Here is a 12296-nt window from a genome sequence, read left to right as displayed (position 1 = left end):
AAACTTAAATGGGCGAAAGGTTCAAGAAGAAGCGGGATAGCCAGCCAATTCCATGCGCGTCGGCGACGGCGCCGCGACCGCGCTGCTCGACCCGGACGTTGGCGATGGCCGTCGAGGCGACGATGTTCCCCTGCCGGATCGACTGCGGGTCGACCTGGCCGTAGAAGCGCAGCACGTCCACGTTGGCATTCACGCCGACCTGCTTCTCGCCCGAGATCAGCAGGTGCCCGTTGGGCAGCACGCCGGTGACGACGGCGGTGATCGTGCCGGAGAAGTCGTTGGTGTTCTCGTTCGTGCCCTTGCCGGTGCTCTTGTTGGACGAGGAGCCCGTCAGCTCGGCCCGGCCGCCGCCGAAGGAGTTGGCGGCGATGCCGGGAATCGCGCTGACGCTGGCGCCGATGGCGCCGTTCTTGTCGAGTTCGGAACTCGACTTCTGCGTCGCGCTGACCTTCTCGGTGATCGTGACGGTGACGATGTCGCCGACCAGGCGGGCGCGGTGATCCTCGAACAGCGGCCGGTAGTTCGCGTTCTGGTAGATCGCGCCGTTGTTGGCGGAGGCCGGGATCGGCTCCGGCATCTTCACCACCGGCGCGGGCTGCATGTCCACGCGCGGCTGCGGGTACATCGTCGAGCAGGCGGTGAGAACCAGCACGGTGGCGCAGGCACTGAGCCGCATCGCCGATCGGGCGAGGCTGGACGTGGGCAACAGGGGCGAGGACGGGAACGAATGCATGAACAACTCCTGGATTCGCGGCGTGTCGGGACGCCGGCCTTGGCACCGGGTGGGTGCGCCGCGCGGGGCCGGCGGGATCTGGACGATGGGACCCTCATCGTCGCCCGGGCGATGCGCGCCCGATCGACCGAAGTGAGCCCGTCAGTCCGGTCAGATCTGCGACAGCTTCTGGAGCATCTGGTCGGTGGTCTGGATCGCCTTCGAGTTCATTTCGTAGGCGCGCTGGGTCTGGATCATCTGGACCAGTTCCTCGACGACGTTGACGTTCGAGGTTTCGACGAAGCCCTGCTGCACGGTGCCCAGGCTGTTCTGGCCGGGCGCGCCGGTCTGCGGCGTGCCGGAGGCGACCGTCTCGGCGTACAGGTTGCCGCCCAGCGACTCCAGCCCCGGCGGGTTGATGAAGTTCGCCAGCTGCAGCTGGCCCAGCGTCGTCGGCGTGGCGCTGGCGGCGGTGGTGACGCTCACCGTGCCGTCGGCGCCGATGGTCAGCGACTTGGCGTCGGCCGGGACGATGATCCCGGGCAGCACCGTGTTGCCGTTGTTGGTGACGACCTGGCCGTTGGCGTCCAGCTGGAAGCTGCCGTCGCGGGTGTAGGCGGTGGTGCCGTCGGGCATCTGCACCTGGAAGAAGCCGTTGCCCTTGACGGCGACGTCCAGGTAGTTGGACGTCTGCGTCAGGCTGCCCTGCGAATGGCTGCGCGAGGTGGCGACCGCGCGCGAACCCAGGCCGACCTGCATGCCGGTGGGCAGCGTGGTCTGCTCGGTGTTGTTGGCGCCGGGCTGGCGCAGCGTCTGGTACATCAGGTCTTCGAAGACCGCATGCGACTTCTTGAAGCCGTTGGTCGAGACGTTGGCCAGGTTGTGGGAAATCACGTCCAGCTGGGTCTGCTGGCTTTCCATGCCGGTCTTGGCGGTCCAGAGCGAACGAAGCATTTGAAGTCTCCTGAATCCTGTTGCTGAAGCGGTTCCGTGCTGCGAACTGTGGGCAGGCGGATCAGCTGTCGGACAGCAGCTTGGAGGCTGCCTGGCCGTGGGTCTGGGCGATCGAGAGCATCTTCATCTGCTGCTCGAACTGGCGGGCGGCGGCGATCATGCCGACCATGGTCTCGACCGGGCTCACGTTGGAGCCCTCGAGGGCGCCCGACTGGAGGCGGGCGGCGGGGTCGGCGGGCAGCGGATCGCCGCCGTCGGCGATGAACAGGCCGTCGTCGCGGCGCGTGAAGCGGCCGTCCTCGGTGACCAGCTTGATCCGGCCGATGTTGACCGGACGCTGTCCGTCGGCCTTGGCGACGACGGTGCCGTCGTCGCCGATCGAGATCGTCGAGTTGGGCGGCACGGTGATCGGGCCGCCGTCGCCCAGCACCTGCAGGCCGTTGCGCATGCGCAGCACGCCGTCCTGGTCGACGTCCATCGAGCCGGCGCGGGTGTAGGCCTCGGTGCCGTCCAGCGCCTGCACGGCCATCCAGGACTTGCCCTTCATGGCGACGTCCAGGTTGCGGTCGGTCGTCGTGATCGGGCCGGCGGTCAGGTCGTGGCCGGTGGTCGTCTCCAGCGCGAACGCGCGGGTGGACGAGCCGTCGCCGCGGATCGGCACCGCGCGGAACGCCTGCAGCTCGGCGCGGAAGCCGTTGCTGTTGGCGTTGGCGAGGTTGTTGGAAAGCACGTCCTGGCGCGACATCGCCGCCTGGGCGCCGCTCATCGACAGGTAGATCATGCGGTCCATCGGAACTCCTCAGCGATCGGCAACGGGATGGGTCAGGACGCCGGTGCCTGCATCAACGCAGGTTGACCAGCGTCTGCAGGACCTGGTCCTGCGTCTTGATGGTCTGCGAGTTGGCCTGGTAGACGCGCTGGGCGGTCATCATGTTCACCAGCTCGGAGGTCAGGTCGACGTTGGATTCCTCCAGCGCGCCGGGGGTCAGCGAGCCGAGGTTGCCGTCGCCCGGCACGCCCACGACCGGATCGCCCGACGAATTCGTGCGCGCCCAGACGTTGCCGCCCAGCGGCTGCAGGCCTTGCGGGTTGCGGAAGTTGGCCAGCTCGACCTGGCCGGCCGGCTTCGATTCACCGTTCGAATAACGGGCGGTGACGATGCCGTTGTCTTCCAGCTTGATGCCGACCAACTGGCCCGGCGCGTAGCCGTTCTGGTTCAGGTCGGTGACGGCGAAGTTGGAGCCGTTCTCGGTCGCGGAGCGCAGGTCGAAGCTGATGCCCTGCACCGACGGGTCGGACGGGTCGGCCGGCGGCGCCGGGATCGGCAGCGTCGGGGCGCCTTGCGAGTTCGTGCCGGCGGGGATCTTCAGGTTCAGGAACTCGCTCGGGCCGGGCGAGACGGGCTTGCCGCCGGTGGGCAGGAAGGTCATCTGCGTGAACGGCGTCAGCGGGTTGCCCTTGGCGGTGCCGTCGTCGGTCTCGATCGGGTTGCCCTGCGAGTCGAACTGCACGGCGCTGCCGTTGGCCGTCAGGTAGACGTTCCAGACGGTGTTGCCGTTGGCGTCGTCGTTGTTGGCGCGCTGGAAGTACATGGTCAGCGCGGTGGGCTGGCCCTTGGCGTCGTACACCGTCATCGACGTCGCGTTGTTGTACGAGGTCGGGTCGTTCAGCGTGATGCCGGTCTTGTCGATCTTGGGCGAGTTCGGATCGGCCGGATCGGTCAGGTCGTAAGCGGCGGTCGGGCCGGCGCGGGAGTCCAGGTTGAACTCCATCTTGATGTCGCTGGTCACCTTGGGGTCGATGCCGCCGGTGGGCAGCTTCAGGCCCTGCGCCAGACCGGGCTGGATCACGCCGTTGGCGTCGGCGGGATACCCCATCAGCTTGAGCTGATCGTTGTTGACGATGTTGCCTTCCTTGTCGACCTTGAACTGGCCGTTGCGGGTGTACACCGTCGGGCTCTTGCCGTCGGACACCTGGAAGAAGCCGGCGCCGTTGATGGCCAGGTCCATCGGGTTCTCGGTGATCGAGATGTTGCCTTGCGTGAACTGCTGGGCCACCGTCTGGACCTGCACGCCGATGCCGACGTCGCTGGTGCCGGCGCCGTTGAGCGAGGCCGCGTACATGTCGGCGAACTCGGCCCGCGACGACTTGGCGCCGTAGGTCTGCGAGTTGGCGATGTTGTTGCCGATGACTTCCAGGTTCTTGCTGGAAGCGTTCAGTCCGGAGAGGCCTTGTTGGAAGCTCATGGTCGTGTCCTTGGGCGATTCAGGCGCGAATCTGCGGGGTCAAGCGGGGGGCGGGGCTGAGGGCGGAAATGCTGGGATCAGCCCAGCGAACGGACCTTGTCGTAATCGACCAGGCCGGAATTCTTCAGTTCGAGCTGCAGCGTGGCGCCGCTCGTATTCACCGCGCGCACCGTGTCGCGGGTGAGGGTGGTCGCGGTGACCGGGGCGCTGGCATTGGTCGCCGTGACGCGGAAGCTCAGGTTGGTGGTCTCGGTCGCCTTGGACGCGTCCCAGGTGTAGGACTGCATGCCGGCCTTCATCTTGCCGAGGTCCTGCGTGGAGATCACCTCGCCGGCGCCGTTGAGGATTTCCAGCTTGACGGCGTCGGCGGCGCCGCCGAGGTCGAAGCTCATCGTGGATTTCCCGTCGGCGACGCTGATCTTGTTGCCGGGGACGGTGACGTCGCGGCCGACCAGGCTCACGCTCTGCAGCGCCTGCATCTGGCCGAACTGGCTGCCCAGGGCCTGGATGCTGCTGTTGAGCGTGCTCACGCCGGTCACCGTCTGGATCTGCGCCATCTGCGTCGTCACGGCGGCGTTGTCCATCGGGTTCATCGGGTCCTGGTTCTGCAGCTGCGCGACCAGCAGCTTCAGGAAGCGGTCCGAGGTTTCCTGCGCGCTCGTGCCGGTGGCGCTCGCGGCGGCCGTGTTCGAGGCGGCGCCGGTCTTCGTGTTGGCGTTCAGGGCGGTGAAGTCCATGATGGGCGTTCCGTTCGGTTATTCGGGAGGAGCGGGCGATCAGCCCTGGCCCATCTGCAGGGTCTTGAGCAGCAGCGACTTGGCGGTGCCCATGACCTCGAGGTTGTTCTGGTACGAACGGGAGGCGGAGATCATGTTGACCATCTCCTCCACGCTGTTGACGTTGCTGTACGTGACGTAGCCGTCGGCGTCGGCCAGCTGGTGGCTGGGATCGTGGATGCGGCGGCCGGGGGTCTGGTTCTCCTGGACGCCCACCACCTGCACGCCGACGTCGGTCTGGTCCGTGCCGTTCTGGGCCAGCACGCTCTGGAAGACGACCTGGCGCGCCTTGTACGCCTGGCCATCCGGGCCGGCGACGGTGTCCGCGTTGGCCATGTTGCTGGCGACCGCGTTCAGGCGCTGGCTCTGCGCGCTCACCGCGCTGCCGCTGATGTGGAAGATGCTGAACATCGACATGACGGGCTCCTTGCTTCAGCGCTCGATCAGGACGCGTTCGGCGACTTCATCGCATCCAGCATGGTGCGGATGGAGCCGTTCAGGAATCGCAGCGAGGCCTCGTACTTCACCGTGTTGTCGGCGAAGCTGGCGCGCTCGCGGTCCATGTCGACCGTGTTGCTGTCCATGCTGGTCATCGAACTCAGGCTGCTCTGCAGCGCGGCCTGCGTGCGCTGGGTCAGGGTCTGGTTGGAATCCGAGGGATTGGCCGCCGGGGAGGTCGCCGCGCGCAGCGCCTTGGCGAAGTCCATGTCCTTGGACTGGTAGCCGGGGGTGTCGGCGTTGGCGATGTTGCTGGCCAGCAGACGCTGACGCTCCGCCCGCAGGGTCAGCGCCTGGGACTGGAAGCTCATCGCGTCGGTCAGTTTGTTCAGCATCTCGTTTCTCCTTCGGACGGGGCGGGGGCATCGGGACGCGGCCCGTTGGCTGTCACCCGGTTTTGTCACGTTCGAGCATTGTGTTCAGCAGGTCCGAAAACATGAGCGCGATAAGACGGGTGATCCCGGCGCATTTCGAAGCCATCGGCGAGCCCCGGATCCGTACAGTTCCGACCCATGCCGCAAAGCTGCCACTCCACCCATGCCCGCCACGCGCAGGCGCTGCCCGCCCTGCTGGCGGGCGCGCTGATGTCCGTGTGGCTGATGTTCGGGCTCGTGGACGAGGCCGATGCGCAGCCCGCGGCGCCCGTGCAGGTCGCGGTAGCGCCCAACATTTCGATTGGCGAACCTGGGGGCTCAGGCCTCGGCGCGCTGGACGCGACGCTGGAAGACCGTCTGCAGACGCTGGCGATGGCCGGCGCCCGCCAGGTGGCGCCGAACCAGGCCCGCGTGGAGATCGAGATCGGCAAGCTGGATCCGCGACTGCGCCTGGCGCCGTGCGCGCAGATCCAGCCCTACCTGCCGCCCGGCACCAGGATGTGGGGCCGCAGCCGCCTGGGGCTGCGCTGCGTGGCCGGCGTGACCAAATGGAATGTGACGCTGCCGCTGACCATCAAGGTCTACGGCCAGGCCTTCGTCGCGGCGGCAGACCTGCCGACCGGCACGCTGCTGACTCAAGAACATCTCCGGCTGGCCGAAGTAGATATTGCCGGTGAGGCCGGCGCCATCTATACCCAAACGGATGGCTGGCTCGGACGTCATCTGGCAAAACCGGTCGCGGCCGGTCAGGCACTGCGATCCGTGGACCTGAAGCTGCGCCAATGGGTGCAGCCAGGCGACCGGGTGCAGGTCATGGCGACTGGCGACGGTTATGCGATCGCCGGCGAAGGCCAGGCGATGGGCGTCGGGCTGGAAGGCCAGGATGTCCGTGTACGTTTCGACAATGGCCGCATGGCCACCGGGCGTACGATCGGTGAACGACGGGTGGAGGTGGTACTGTGATGCCCTTCACCGAGAGATCTGTTTAATTTGTGAAGCTCGCCCCTCAAGTTCCGTCCAGGCAGGTCGATAAACCCGCTAATGGAAGGGATCCGGAAGTCCTCGGGCCCATGGAGAATTGCCATGAAGATCGGTAACAACGCTGACATCAACGCCTACTCGAAAGTCGGCGGCACCGCTGCCGGCGCGACCGAGGGCGGAGCCAAGACCGCCAAGGGCGGCGCCGCGGCCCCCTCGAACGAGGGGTCCAAGGTCGAGCTGTCAAGCACCGCGAGCAGCCTGATCTCGGGCACCGGCACGGACGACGGCAGCTTCGACGCGGAGAAGGTCGCCCGCATCGCCAGCGCGATCGAGAAGGGCGAGTTCAAGATCAACGCCGACGCGATCGCCGACAAGCTGATCGCCAACGCGTCCGAGATGCTGGGCCGCACCCAGCAGTCGCACTGAACCGCTCCGTCGAAAGACGCCGAGCTGTAGCGAGCCAAGACCCCAGCCTTTCCGGTGACGCCCATGACCGCCACGCCTCTGACCACGACCCCCGTCGACCTGGAGCAGCCGCTCCAGGACGTCGAAAGCTGCCTGAACCTGCTGGGCGACGCGCTGCATCGACGCGACTCGCAGGCGATCGAGCTGCACGCGGCGTCGTTGCACGCGGCACTGGCACGGGCGATCGAACAGTTCAGCGCGGCCGCTCGTACCGGCACCGTGCCGCAAGGCTTGCGCACCCGCCTGATGCAGGCCGGTGGCCGTGTGGCCGCGCAGCGTGAGTCGCTGGCTCGTGCCACCGCGGCGCTGGACCGCGCCATCGACGTGCTGATGCCCGGCGAGCCCAGCGGTCTGTACGGCGCTTCCGGCAAGAGCGAGCGCAAGTCGGGACTGGGTGGAGCGATCCAGGCTTGAGCCCGGTTTCTCGAATGACGAAGGCCACGCAGTGCGTGGCCTTTTTGCTTTTGGGGAACTCGCGTGCGGAGGGCGGTGCGTTGGCCGCCAGTGCAGGGGGCCTTGGCGGCAGGCGCCAAAACCCCCAGCACAGCCGTCCCCAACCATTCGCGTCCTTCGACGGATTTGCGACCGAGGACCTTGGGCGAGGAGGGGGAGGTGTGGGGCGGTCAGGTCGGCGTGCGCGTCGCCTTGCGACGCAGGCAGTCGAGGTAGACGTGGCCGTCCGGCGGCAGCCCGCTGCGCTGCGAGGTCCAGATCATCTCGCCCAGGCACTCCATCGCCTCGTGGTGGGCGTCGTGGAGCGACTGGCGGCGGGCCGCCAGCAGGTCCAGCGCCTGGCGCACGCCGGTCGGCTGGTCGATCTGGTGCTGCTCCATCAGGCTGAGGTGCATGGACAGGTGCAGGAACGGGTTCGTGCGGCCGTCCTCGACCGTGTAGACCGCCGCCAGCGCGGCGTCCTCATCGGCGAGTTCGTCGTGGTACTCCGGATGCTGCTCGATCCAGTCCGAGGCGATCGCCTCCATCGGCGTCAGCGGCAGCTTGTCGCGGTACTTGCGGAAGGTCTGGCAGAAGAAGCGCCGGACTTCGAGTTGGGATGGGGCAAACATAAGCGCGTGATTGTCGTCGCCCGCGTCAGGCCTTGTCGGGTTGGGGATGCTCGGACGACGGCACCGGCGCCGCGCCCGGGGCGGCGCCCGGCGCCAGGTGCGGCTCCTGCCAGGGGTTGCGGGCCTTGCCTTCCGCCAGCGCCTTGCGTTCCGCCGCCAGCCGCTCCTCCAACTGTTCGCGACCGCGCTTGGACATCGCGATCAGCGTGTCCAGGTCGCCGCGGTGCGGGCGCAGTGCCTCGGTCTGCTCGACGGTATGCCGCCGGAAGCGCCACGCCATCTGCCGCGCCGCGTGCGGCTCCCAACCGAGCTGCTGCAGCACGCTGCGCGCGCTCATGAGCGCGGAGTCCAGCGTCTCGCGCTCGATCAGCTCGACGCCCAGTTCGCGCAGCGCGTAGTAGTGCTGGACGTTGCGCGCCCGCGCGACGATGGTCAGGTGCGGGAAGTGCTGGCGCGCGATCTCGGCGATCTTGACGCTGTGGTTGAAGTCGTCGACGGCCAGCACCAGCACCTGCGCATGCTGGGCGCCGGCGGTGCGCAGCAGTTCCAGCCGCGTCGCGTCGCCCCAGAACACCCGCCAGCCGAAGCGCCGCAGCGATTCGACGGTGTCGGCGTCGTGGTCCAGCACCGTCGCCGGGATGCCGTTGGCGAAGAGCATCCGCCCGACGATCTGCCCGTAGCGACCGAAGCCCGCGATGATCACCGGCGACTCCTGCTGTTCGGTGAGTTCGTGCGGGGATTTGCGCTCGATCTGGCCGGCGCGCCGCTGCGCCCAGGCCAGCAGTGCCGGCGTCAGCGCCAGCGACAGCGCGACCGCCGCCACCAGCACCGAGCGCTGTCCCGCGTCGAGCAGCGTGGCCTGTTCCGCGAGCTGGAAGACGACGAAACCGAACTCGCCGCCCTGCGCCAGCAGGATGACGAAGACCGCGCGCTCCGGCCTGGGCAGGCCCATCGCGCGGCCCAGTACCGCCAGCACCAGGCCCTTGCACAGCCAGAGCGCGGCCAGCAGGCCGAGCACCGCGAACGGCTTCTGCCACAGCACCGTCAGGTCCAGGCCCATGCCCACGGCGATGAAGAACATCCCGAGCAACAGGCCCTTGAACGGCTCCAGGTCGGCCTCGAGGGCGCGGCGATATTCGCTTTCGGCGAGCAGCACGCCCGCCGCGAACGCGCCCAGCGCCATCGACAGCCCGACCTTCTGCATCAGCATCGCCGCGGCCAGCACCAGCAGCAGCGAGGCGGCGGTGAAGATCTCCGGCGTGCCGCTGCGCGCGATCCAGCGCAGCAGCGGTCGCAGCAGCAGCCGGCCGCCGAGCACGATCAGCACCAGCGCACCGAGCGCCAGCCAGATGCGATATCCGGAGTGCCCCGCCGCGGGCCGCCCCTGGCTCGCGAGGATGGGCACCAGCGCCAGCACCGGGATCGCGGCGATGTCCTGCAGCAGCGCGACGCTGATGACGCTCTGTCCGGCGCGCGTGTTGCCGAGATTCTTCTCGCTGAGCGTGGCCAGCGCGACCGCCGTCGACGACATCGCCAGTCCCAGTGCCGCGATGACGGCGGCATGCCAGTCGGCGTCGAGGAAGAAGGACGGGATCAGCAGCAGCGCCGCGCAGCCCAGCATCTGCGCCGAGCCCCAGCCGAAGATCGGCCGGCGCATCGCCCACAGCCGCTTGGGCTCGAGTTCCAGGCCGACCAGGAACATCATCAGCACGACGCCGAATTCACCGACCTCCAGCACGGTCGCCGGTTGGCTGATCAACCCGAGCACCTGCGGGCCAAGCAGTACGCCCGCCACCAGGTAGCCCAGGATCGAGCCCAGCTTCAGCCCGCGCGCCAGGGGCACCGCGAGCACCGCGGCGGCCAGCAGGACGAGCGGCGTCAGCAGCCAGTTGCCATGGGCGCCATGCGCCGCGGCTTCCGTCGCGGTCACGGCGGCGGAGGCGGCGGTCAGCGCGGCGGACGCCGCGGACATCGGGGTGGAGATGTCCATCAGACCGGCGCCCCTTCCTCGCGCACCGGGCGCTCGTCGTCGGGGACCGTCTCCTGGGCGGGGTCGGGCTGGTGTTCGCACCAGGCGGGCAGGGCGCGCAGCCCCTCGACGAAGGCCTGCGCATGGGCCTGGACCTGCTCGGCCGGCGCCTTCTGCGCGCCATGCAGGATCAGCGGCGGCAGGAAGCGCATGCCGCACAGCGCGGCCGTTTGCGCATAGGGCAGCAGGAAGTCGCCGACCGGATGGCGGTTGTAGCCCTCCGCGCTGTAGGAGTGCTCGCTCCCCCCGGCCGACGTCACCAGCCACAGTTCCTTGCCGTGCAGCGCGTGACCGGTCTGGCCGTAGGCGAAGCCCACGCTCAGCACCTCGTCCACCCACAGCTTCATCAGCGCGGGCATGCCGTACCAGTGCAGCGGATGCAGCCAGACCAGCATCTCCGCGTCGCGCAGCGCTTCCTGCTCCGCATGCGTGTCGATGGCGTAGTCCGGATACAGCGCGTAGAGGTCGCGCACGCGGACGTTGGGCAGCCCGTGCGCGGCGGACAGCATCGCCCGCGTGACGCGGGAGTGGGCCAGGTCCGGATGCGCGGCCAGGATCAGGATCGGCGGCGCGCCAGGGGCGGAGGAGGGGGAGGTGGGAGGGGGCGGGGCTGACGAGCTCATGGAACCGGAGTATCCGGCACCTCTGCCGCCGCCGGGCCTCCCCGGAGGGAGACCCGGCGGGGGCTCGTCACGGCGTTGCGGACGCCGTCGCAGAGGACGCGGCAGAGGACGCCGCTGGGGGCGCCGCTGGGGGCGCGTCGGACATTTCCTGGATCCAGATCGTGCCGCCTCGGCGCTCGGGCCATGCACCGCCAGGCAAGAGGCGGATCTCGATCTTCGCCGGCGCGTGGCCCGCGGCGACCAAGGCATCGCGGACGGCGATCAGGCGGCGATAGGTGGCTTGGCGAGCCGTGGTCTGTTCGAGGTCGGTGGAGGCGGCGATCTGGATCGTCCGGTCCCGCCGTTCGGACGTCATCCAGCGTGCCAGCGTCGCGCTCGTGGCCTCATCCAATCCCAGCGCGCCAATCGCAAAGCTGACCTGCAGACGCCATCCGCCAGCGGGCAGGGCAACCTGCTCGATGCGGACCGGCGTTGCCTCGACCCGAGACGCGGAGGACGACCGGACGTGCAGCGTGAGCGTCGGCAAGCCGGGAGGACCGTTCTCCAGCGCGGGCGCGGTGGTACCGCGAGGCGCCGGCGATTCGTCTTCGCGTATGGGGGCCTCGCGCAGGTCGATCTCGCGCGTTGCTGGCCGGACCGGCGTCGCGGACGTCTGCGGAACCTGCGGAGCCGGCGCGACGAGTGCCGCTTCGACGAGGGCAGACTCCACGAGGCCCGGCTCGACGAGAGCGGGCGTCACGGCCACGGGAGGCGGCTCGCGGACCCGCGAGGGGCTCGCGATCTGCAATCCGGTGGCCAGCAGGCCGCCACAGAAGATCGACACCACGAACATCAGGTTCAGCACCACGTTGATCAGCGCGTCGACGTAGCCGGGCCAGAAGTCGATGGTGTCCGAGCGTTCAGCGTGCATGGTGTTCTCCTTCGATTGCGGCCGGGACCGCCTCGATCACGACGGTTCGCGCGCCTGGGTCGGCGGCGAATGGACCGGACGGCGCGCCGGCCTCGTCCAGCGCGAACTGGATGCGGCCCGCCGCGATGTCCAGGTCCAGCAGCGCGTTGCGCACCGCCATGAGTCGGATGTAGGCGGCGCGGCGGGTGGTGCCCGACGCGTCGACGGGCACGAGGGCGGTGAGCCGCACACGTCGCTCCGCAGGCAGCGAGGACAGCGCGGTCCGCAGCGATGCGCGGACCTCGTCGTCCAGCGCATGGGCGTCCTCGTCGAAGGTCAAGGCGATGCGCCCGGCGGTCGTGGATGGGCGCGGCGCGCGGAGGCTGGACGGGCCGGGAGGCGGTGATGGCGCCGCCGCCGACACGGTGGGCCAGTCCCGGCGCGGCGGCTCCGGCACCGGCGCGCCCGCATTGACGGGCTCAGGCGGCGCCGCCGCCAACGGCATTTGGCTGGCCGGATCGTCGTCGCGGTCGGCCGGGGGCAGTTCATGCACGACCGCCTGGCTCACGAGGAACAGGTTGCCGCCCAGGATGGCGATCACCAGCAGCAGGGTGATCGCCAGCCCGGCGACGGCGGCGACGTAGCCCGGCCACACGTTGGGGCTTCTGGAGGACGCTCGCATGAT

15 protein-coding genes are annotated in these 12296 nt (G+C 68.9%); 3 read left to right on the top strand and 12 right to left on the bottom strand.

Going from position 1 to position 12296, the window contains the following annotated elements:
* Window positions 1-4 precede the first annotated feature (4 nt).
* The 7 genes from AC1VNM_RS14670 to flgB form a co-directional block, all read right to left on the bottom strand.
* Window positions 5-733 (bottom strand): flagellar basal body L-ring protein FlgH, encoded by a 729-nt coding sequence (locus tag AC1VNM_RS14670; protein ID WP_377161406.1) that lies wholly within the window; start codon window positions 731-733, stop codon window positions 5-7.
* A gap of 150 nt (window positions 734-883) precedes the next feature.
* Window positions 884-1666: a flagellar basal-body rod protein FlgG gene (gene flgG / locus AC1VNM_RS14665; RefSeq protein WP_377161408.1), complete on the bottom strand. Its 783-nt coding sequence runs from the start codon at window positions 1664-1666 to the stop codon at window positions 884-886.
* 61 nt (window positions 1667-1727) lie between these two features.
* Window positions 1728-2456, bottom strand: coding sequence for a flagellar basal-body rod protein FlgF (flgF, locus tag AC1VNM_RS14660; RefSeq protein ID WP_377161410.1), 729 nt, complete (start codon window positions 2454-2456; stop codon window positions 1728-1730).
* A gap of 52 nt (window positions 2457-2508) precedes the next feature.
* The gene (flgE, locus tag AC1VNM_RS14655) at window positions 2509-3912 is read right to left on the bottom strand and encodes a flagellar hook protein FlgE (protein WP_377161412.1); all 1404 of its coding nucleotides are present in this window, start codon (window positions 3910-3912) and stop codon (window positions 2509-2511) included.
* 77 nt (window positions 3913-3989) lie between these two features.
* Window positions 3990-4649, bottom strand: a complete 660-nt coding sequence (locus AC1VNM_RS14650) for a flagellar hook assembly protein FlgD (RefSeq protein ID WP_377161414.1) — start codon at window positions 4647-4649, stop codon at window positions 3990-3992.
* 39 nt (window positions 4650-4688) lie between these two features.
* A complete protein-coding gene (flgC, locus tag AC1VNM_RS14645; RefSeq protein WP_067276020.1) occupies window positions 4689-5105 on the bottom strand; it encodes a flagellar basal body rod protein FlgC in 417 nt (138 codons plus the stop codon).
* A gap of 26 nt (window positions 5106-5131) precedes the next feature.
* Window positions 5132-5521 carry a flagellar basal body rod protein FlgB gene (flgB, locus tag AC1VNM_RS14640; RefSeq protein WP_377161416.1) on the bottom strand — a complete coding sequence of 130 codons (390 nt, stop codon included), beginning with the start codon at window positions 5519-5521 and terminating at the stop codon, window positions 5132-5134.
* 177 nt (window positions 5522-5698) lie between these two features.
* On the opposite strand from flgB, the gene flgA reads away from it, so the two are divergent.
* The 3 genes from flgA to AC1VNM_RS14625 all read left to right on the top strand — a co-directional run bounded on the left by flgA (window position 5699) and on the right by AC1VNM_RS14625 (window position 7420).
* Complete coding sequence (flgA, locus tag AC1VNM_RS14635; protein ID WP_483107389.1) at window positions 5699-6523, top strand: flagellar basal body P-ring formation chaperone FlgA; 825 nt, start codon at window positions 5699-5701, stop codon at window positions 6521-6523.
* 120 nt (window positions 6524-6643) lie between these two features.
* Window positions 6644-6967 (top strand): flagellar biosynthesis anti-sigma factor FlgM, encoded by a 324-nt coding sequence (gene flgM / locus AC1VNM_RS14630; RefSeq protein ID WP_377161421.1) that lies wholly within the window; start codon window positions 6644-6646, stop codon window positions 6965-6967.
* 63 nt (window positions 6968-7030) lie between these two features.
* Window positions 7031-7420 carry a hypothetical protein gene (locus AC1VNM_RS14625; protein WP_297526466.1) on the top strand — a complete coding sequence of 130 codons (390 nt, stop codon included), beginning with the start codon at window positions 7031-7033 and terminating at the stop codon, window positions 7418-7420.
* Window positions 7421-7629: 209 nt separating this feature from the next.
* On the opposite strand, the gene AC1VNM_RS14620 is transcribed toward AC1VNM_RS14625, so the two are convergent.
* The 5 genes from AC1VNM_RS14620 to AC1VNM_RS14600 form a co-directional block, all read right to left on the bottom strand.
* Entirely contained in the window at window positions 7630-8070 is a 441-nt protein-coding gene (locus AC1VNM_RS14620; RefSeq protein ID WP_377161425.1) for a DUF1841 family protein, read from the bottom strand.
* A 25-nt stretch (window positions 8071-8095) separates the two neighbouring features.
* Window positions 8096-10060, bottom strand: a complete 1965-nt coding sequence (gene kefC / locus AC1VNM_RS14615; protein ID WP_483107388.1) for a glutathione-regulated potassium-efflux system protein KefC — start codon at window positions 10058-10060, stop codon at window positions 8096-8098.
* Window positions 10060-10722 (bottom strand): glutathione-regulated potassium-efflux system oxidoreductase KefF, encoded by a 663-nt coding sequence (kefF, locus tag AC1VNM_RS14610; protein ID WP_483107387.1) that lies wholly within the window; start codon window positions 10720-10722, stop codon window positions 10060-10062. The genes kefC and kefF overlap by 1 nt, the downstream gene beginning before the upstream one ends.
* Window positions 10723-10789: 67 nt before the next feature.
* On the bottom strand, window positions 10790-11632 hold the full coding sequence (locus tag AC1VNM_RS14605) for a hypothetical protein (RefSeq protein ID WP_483107386.1): 843 nt from the start codon (window positions 11630-11632) through the stop codon (window positions 10790-10792).
* A complete protein-coding gene (locus tag AC1VNM_RS14600; protein WP_483107385.1) occupies window positions 11622-12293 on the bottom strand; it encodes a hypothetical protein in 672 nt (223 codons plus the stop codon). Before AC1VNM_RS14600 ends, AC1VNM_RS14605 begins: the two co-directional genes overlap by 11 nt.
* Window positions 12294-12296: the final 3 nt, after the last annotated feature.

This window comes from Mitsuaria sp. MSU3D (assembly GCF_056867975.1).
The sequence above is the reverse complement of the archived record's forward strand: the minus strand, read 5'-3'. Positions and strand labels throughout refer to the sequence as shown.

Bases quoted from the DNA above. Each gene is read 5' to 3' on its own strand.
- flgM (WP_377161421.1), top strand. From the start codon at position 6,644: ATGAAGATCGGTAACAACGCTGACATCAACGCCTACTCGAAAGTCGGC.
- flgB (WP_377161416.1), bottom strand. From the start codon at position 5,521: ATGCTGAACAAACTGACCGACGCGATGAGCTTCCAGTCCCAGGCGCTG.
- flgE (WP_377161412.1), bottom strand. From the start codon at position 3,912: ATGAGCTTCCAACAAGGCCTCTCCGGACTGAACGCTTCCAGCAAGAAC.
- flgC (WP_067276020.1), bottom strand. From the start codon at position 5,105: ATGTCGATGTTCAGCATCTTCCACATCAGCGGCAGCGCGGTGAGCGCG.
- flgF (WP_377161410.1), bottom strand. From the start codon at position 2,456: ATGGACCGCATGATCTACCTGTCGATGAGCGGCGCCCAGGCGGCGATG.
- AC1VNM_RS14650 (WP_377161414.1), bottom strand. From the start codon at position 4,649: ATGGACTTCACCGCCCTGAACGCCAACACGAAGACCGGCGCCGCCTCG.
- kefC (WP_483107388.1), bottom strand. From the start codon at position 10,060: ATGGACATCTCCACCCCGATGTCCGCGGCGTCCGCCGCGCTGACCGCC.
- AC1VNM_RS14625 (WP_297526466.1), top strand. From the start codon at position 7,031: ATGACCGCCACGCCTCTGACCACGACCCCCGTCGACCTGGAGCAGCCG.
- kefF (WP_483107387.1), bottom strand. From the start codon at position 10,722: ATGAGCTCGTCAGCCCCGCCCCCTCCCACCTCCCCCTCCTCCGCCCCT.
- AC1VNM_RS14620 (WP_377161425.1), bottom strand. From the start codon at position 8,070: ATGTTTGCCCCATCCCAACTCGAAGTCCGGCGCTTCTTCTGCCAGACC.
- flgA (WP_483107389.1), top strand. From the start codon at position 5,699: ATGCCGCAAAGCTGCCACTCCACCCATGCCCGCCACGCGCAGGCGCTG.
- AC1VNM_RS14605 (WP_483107386.1), bottom strand. From the start codon at position 11,632: ATGCACGCTGAACGCTCGGACACCATCGACTTCTGGCCCGGCTACGTC.
- flgG (WP_377161408.1), bottom strand. From the start codon at position 1,666: ATGCTTCGTTCGCTCTGGACCGCCAAGACCGGCATGGAAAGCCAGCAG.
- AC1VNM_RS14670 (WP_377161406.1), bottom strand. From the start codon at position 733: ATGCATTCGTTCCCGTCCTCGCCCCTGTTGCCCACGTCCAGCCTCGCC.
- AC1VNM_RS14600 (WP_483107385.1), bottom strand. From the start codon at position 12,293: ATGCGAGCGTCCTCCAGAAGCCCCAACGTGTGGCCGGGCTACGTCGCC.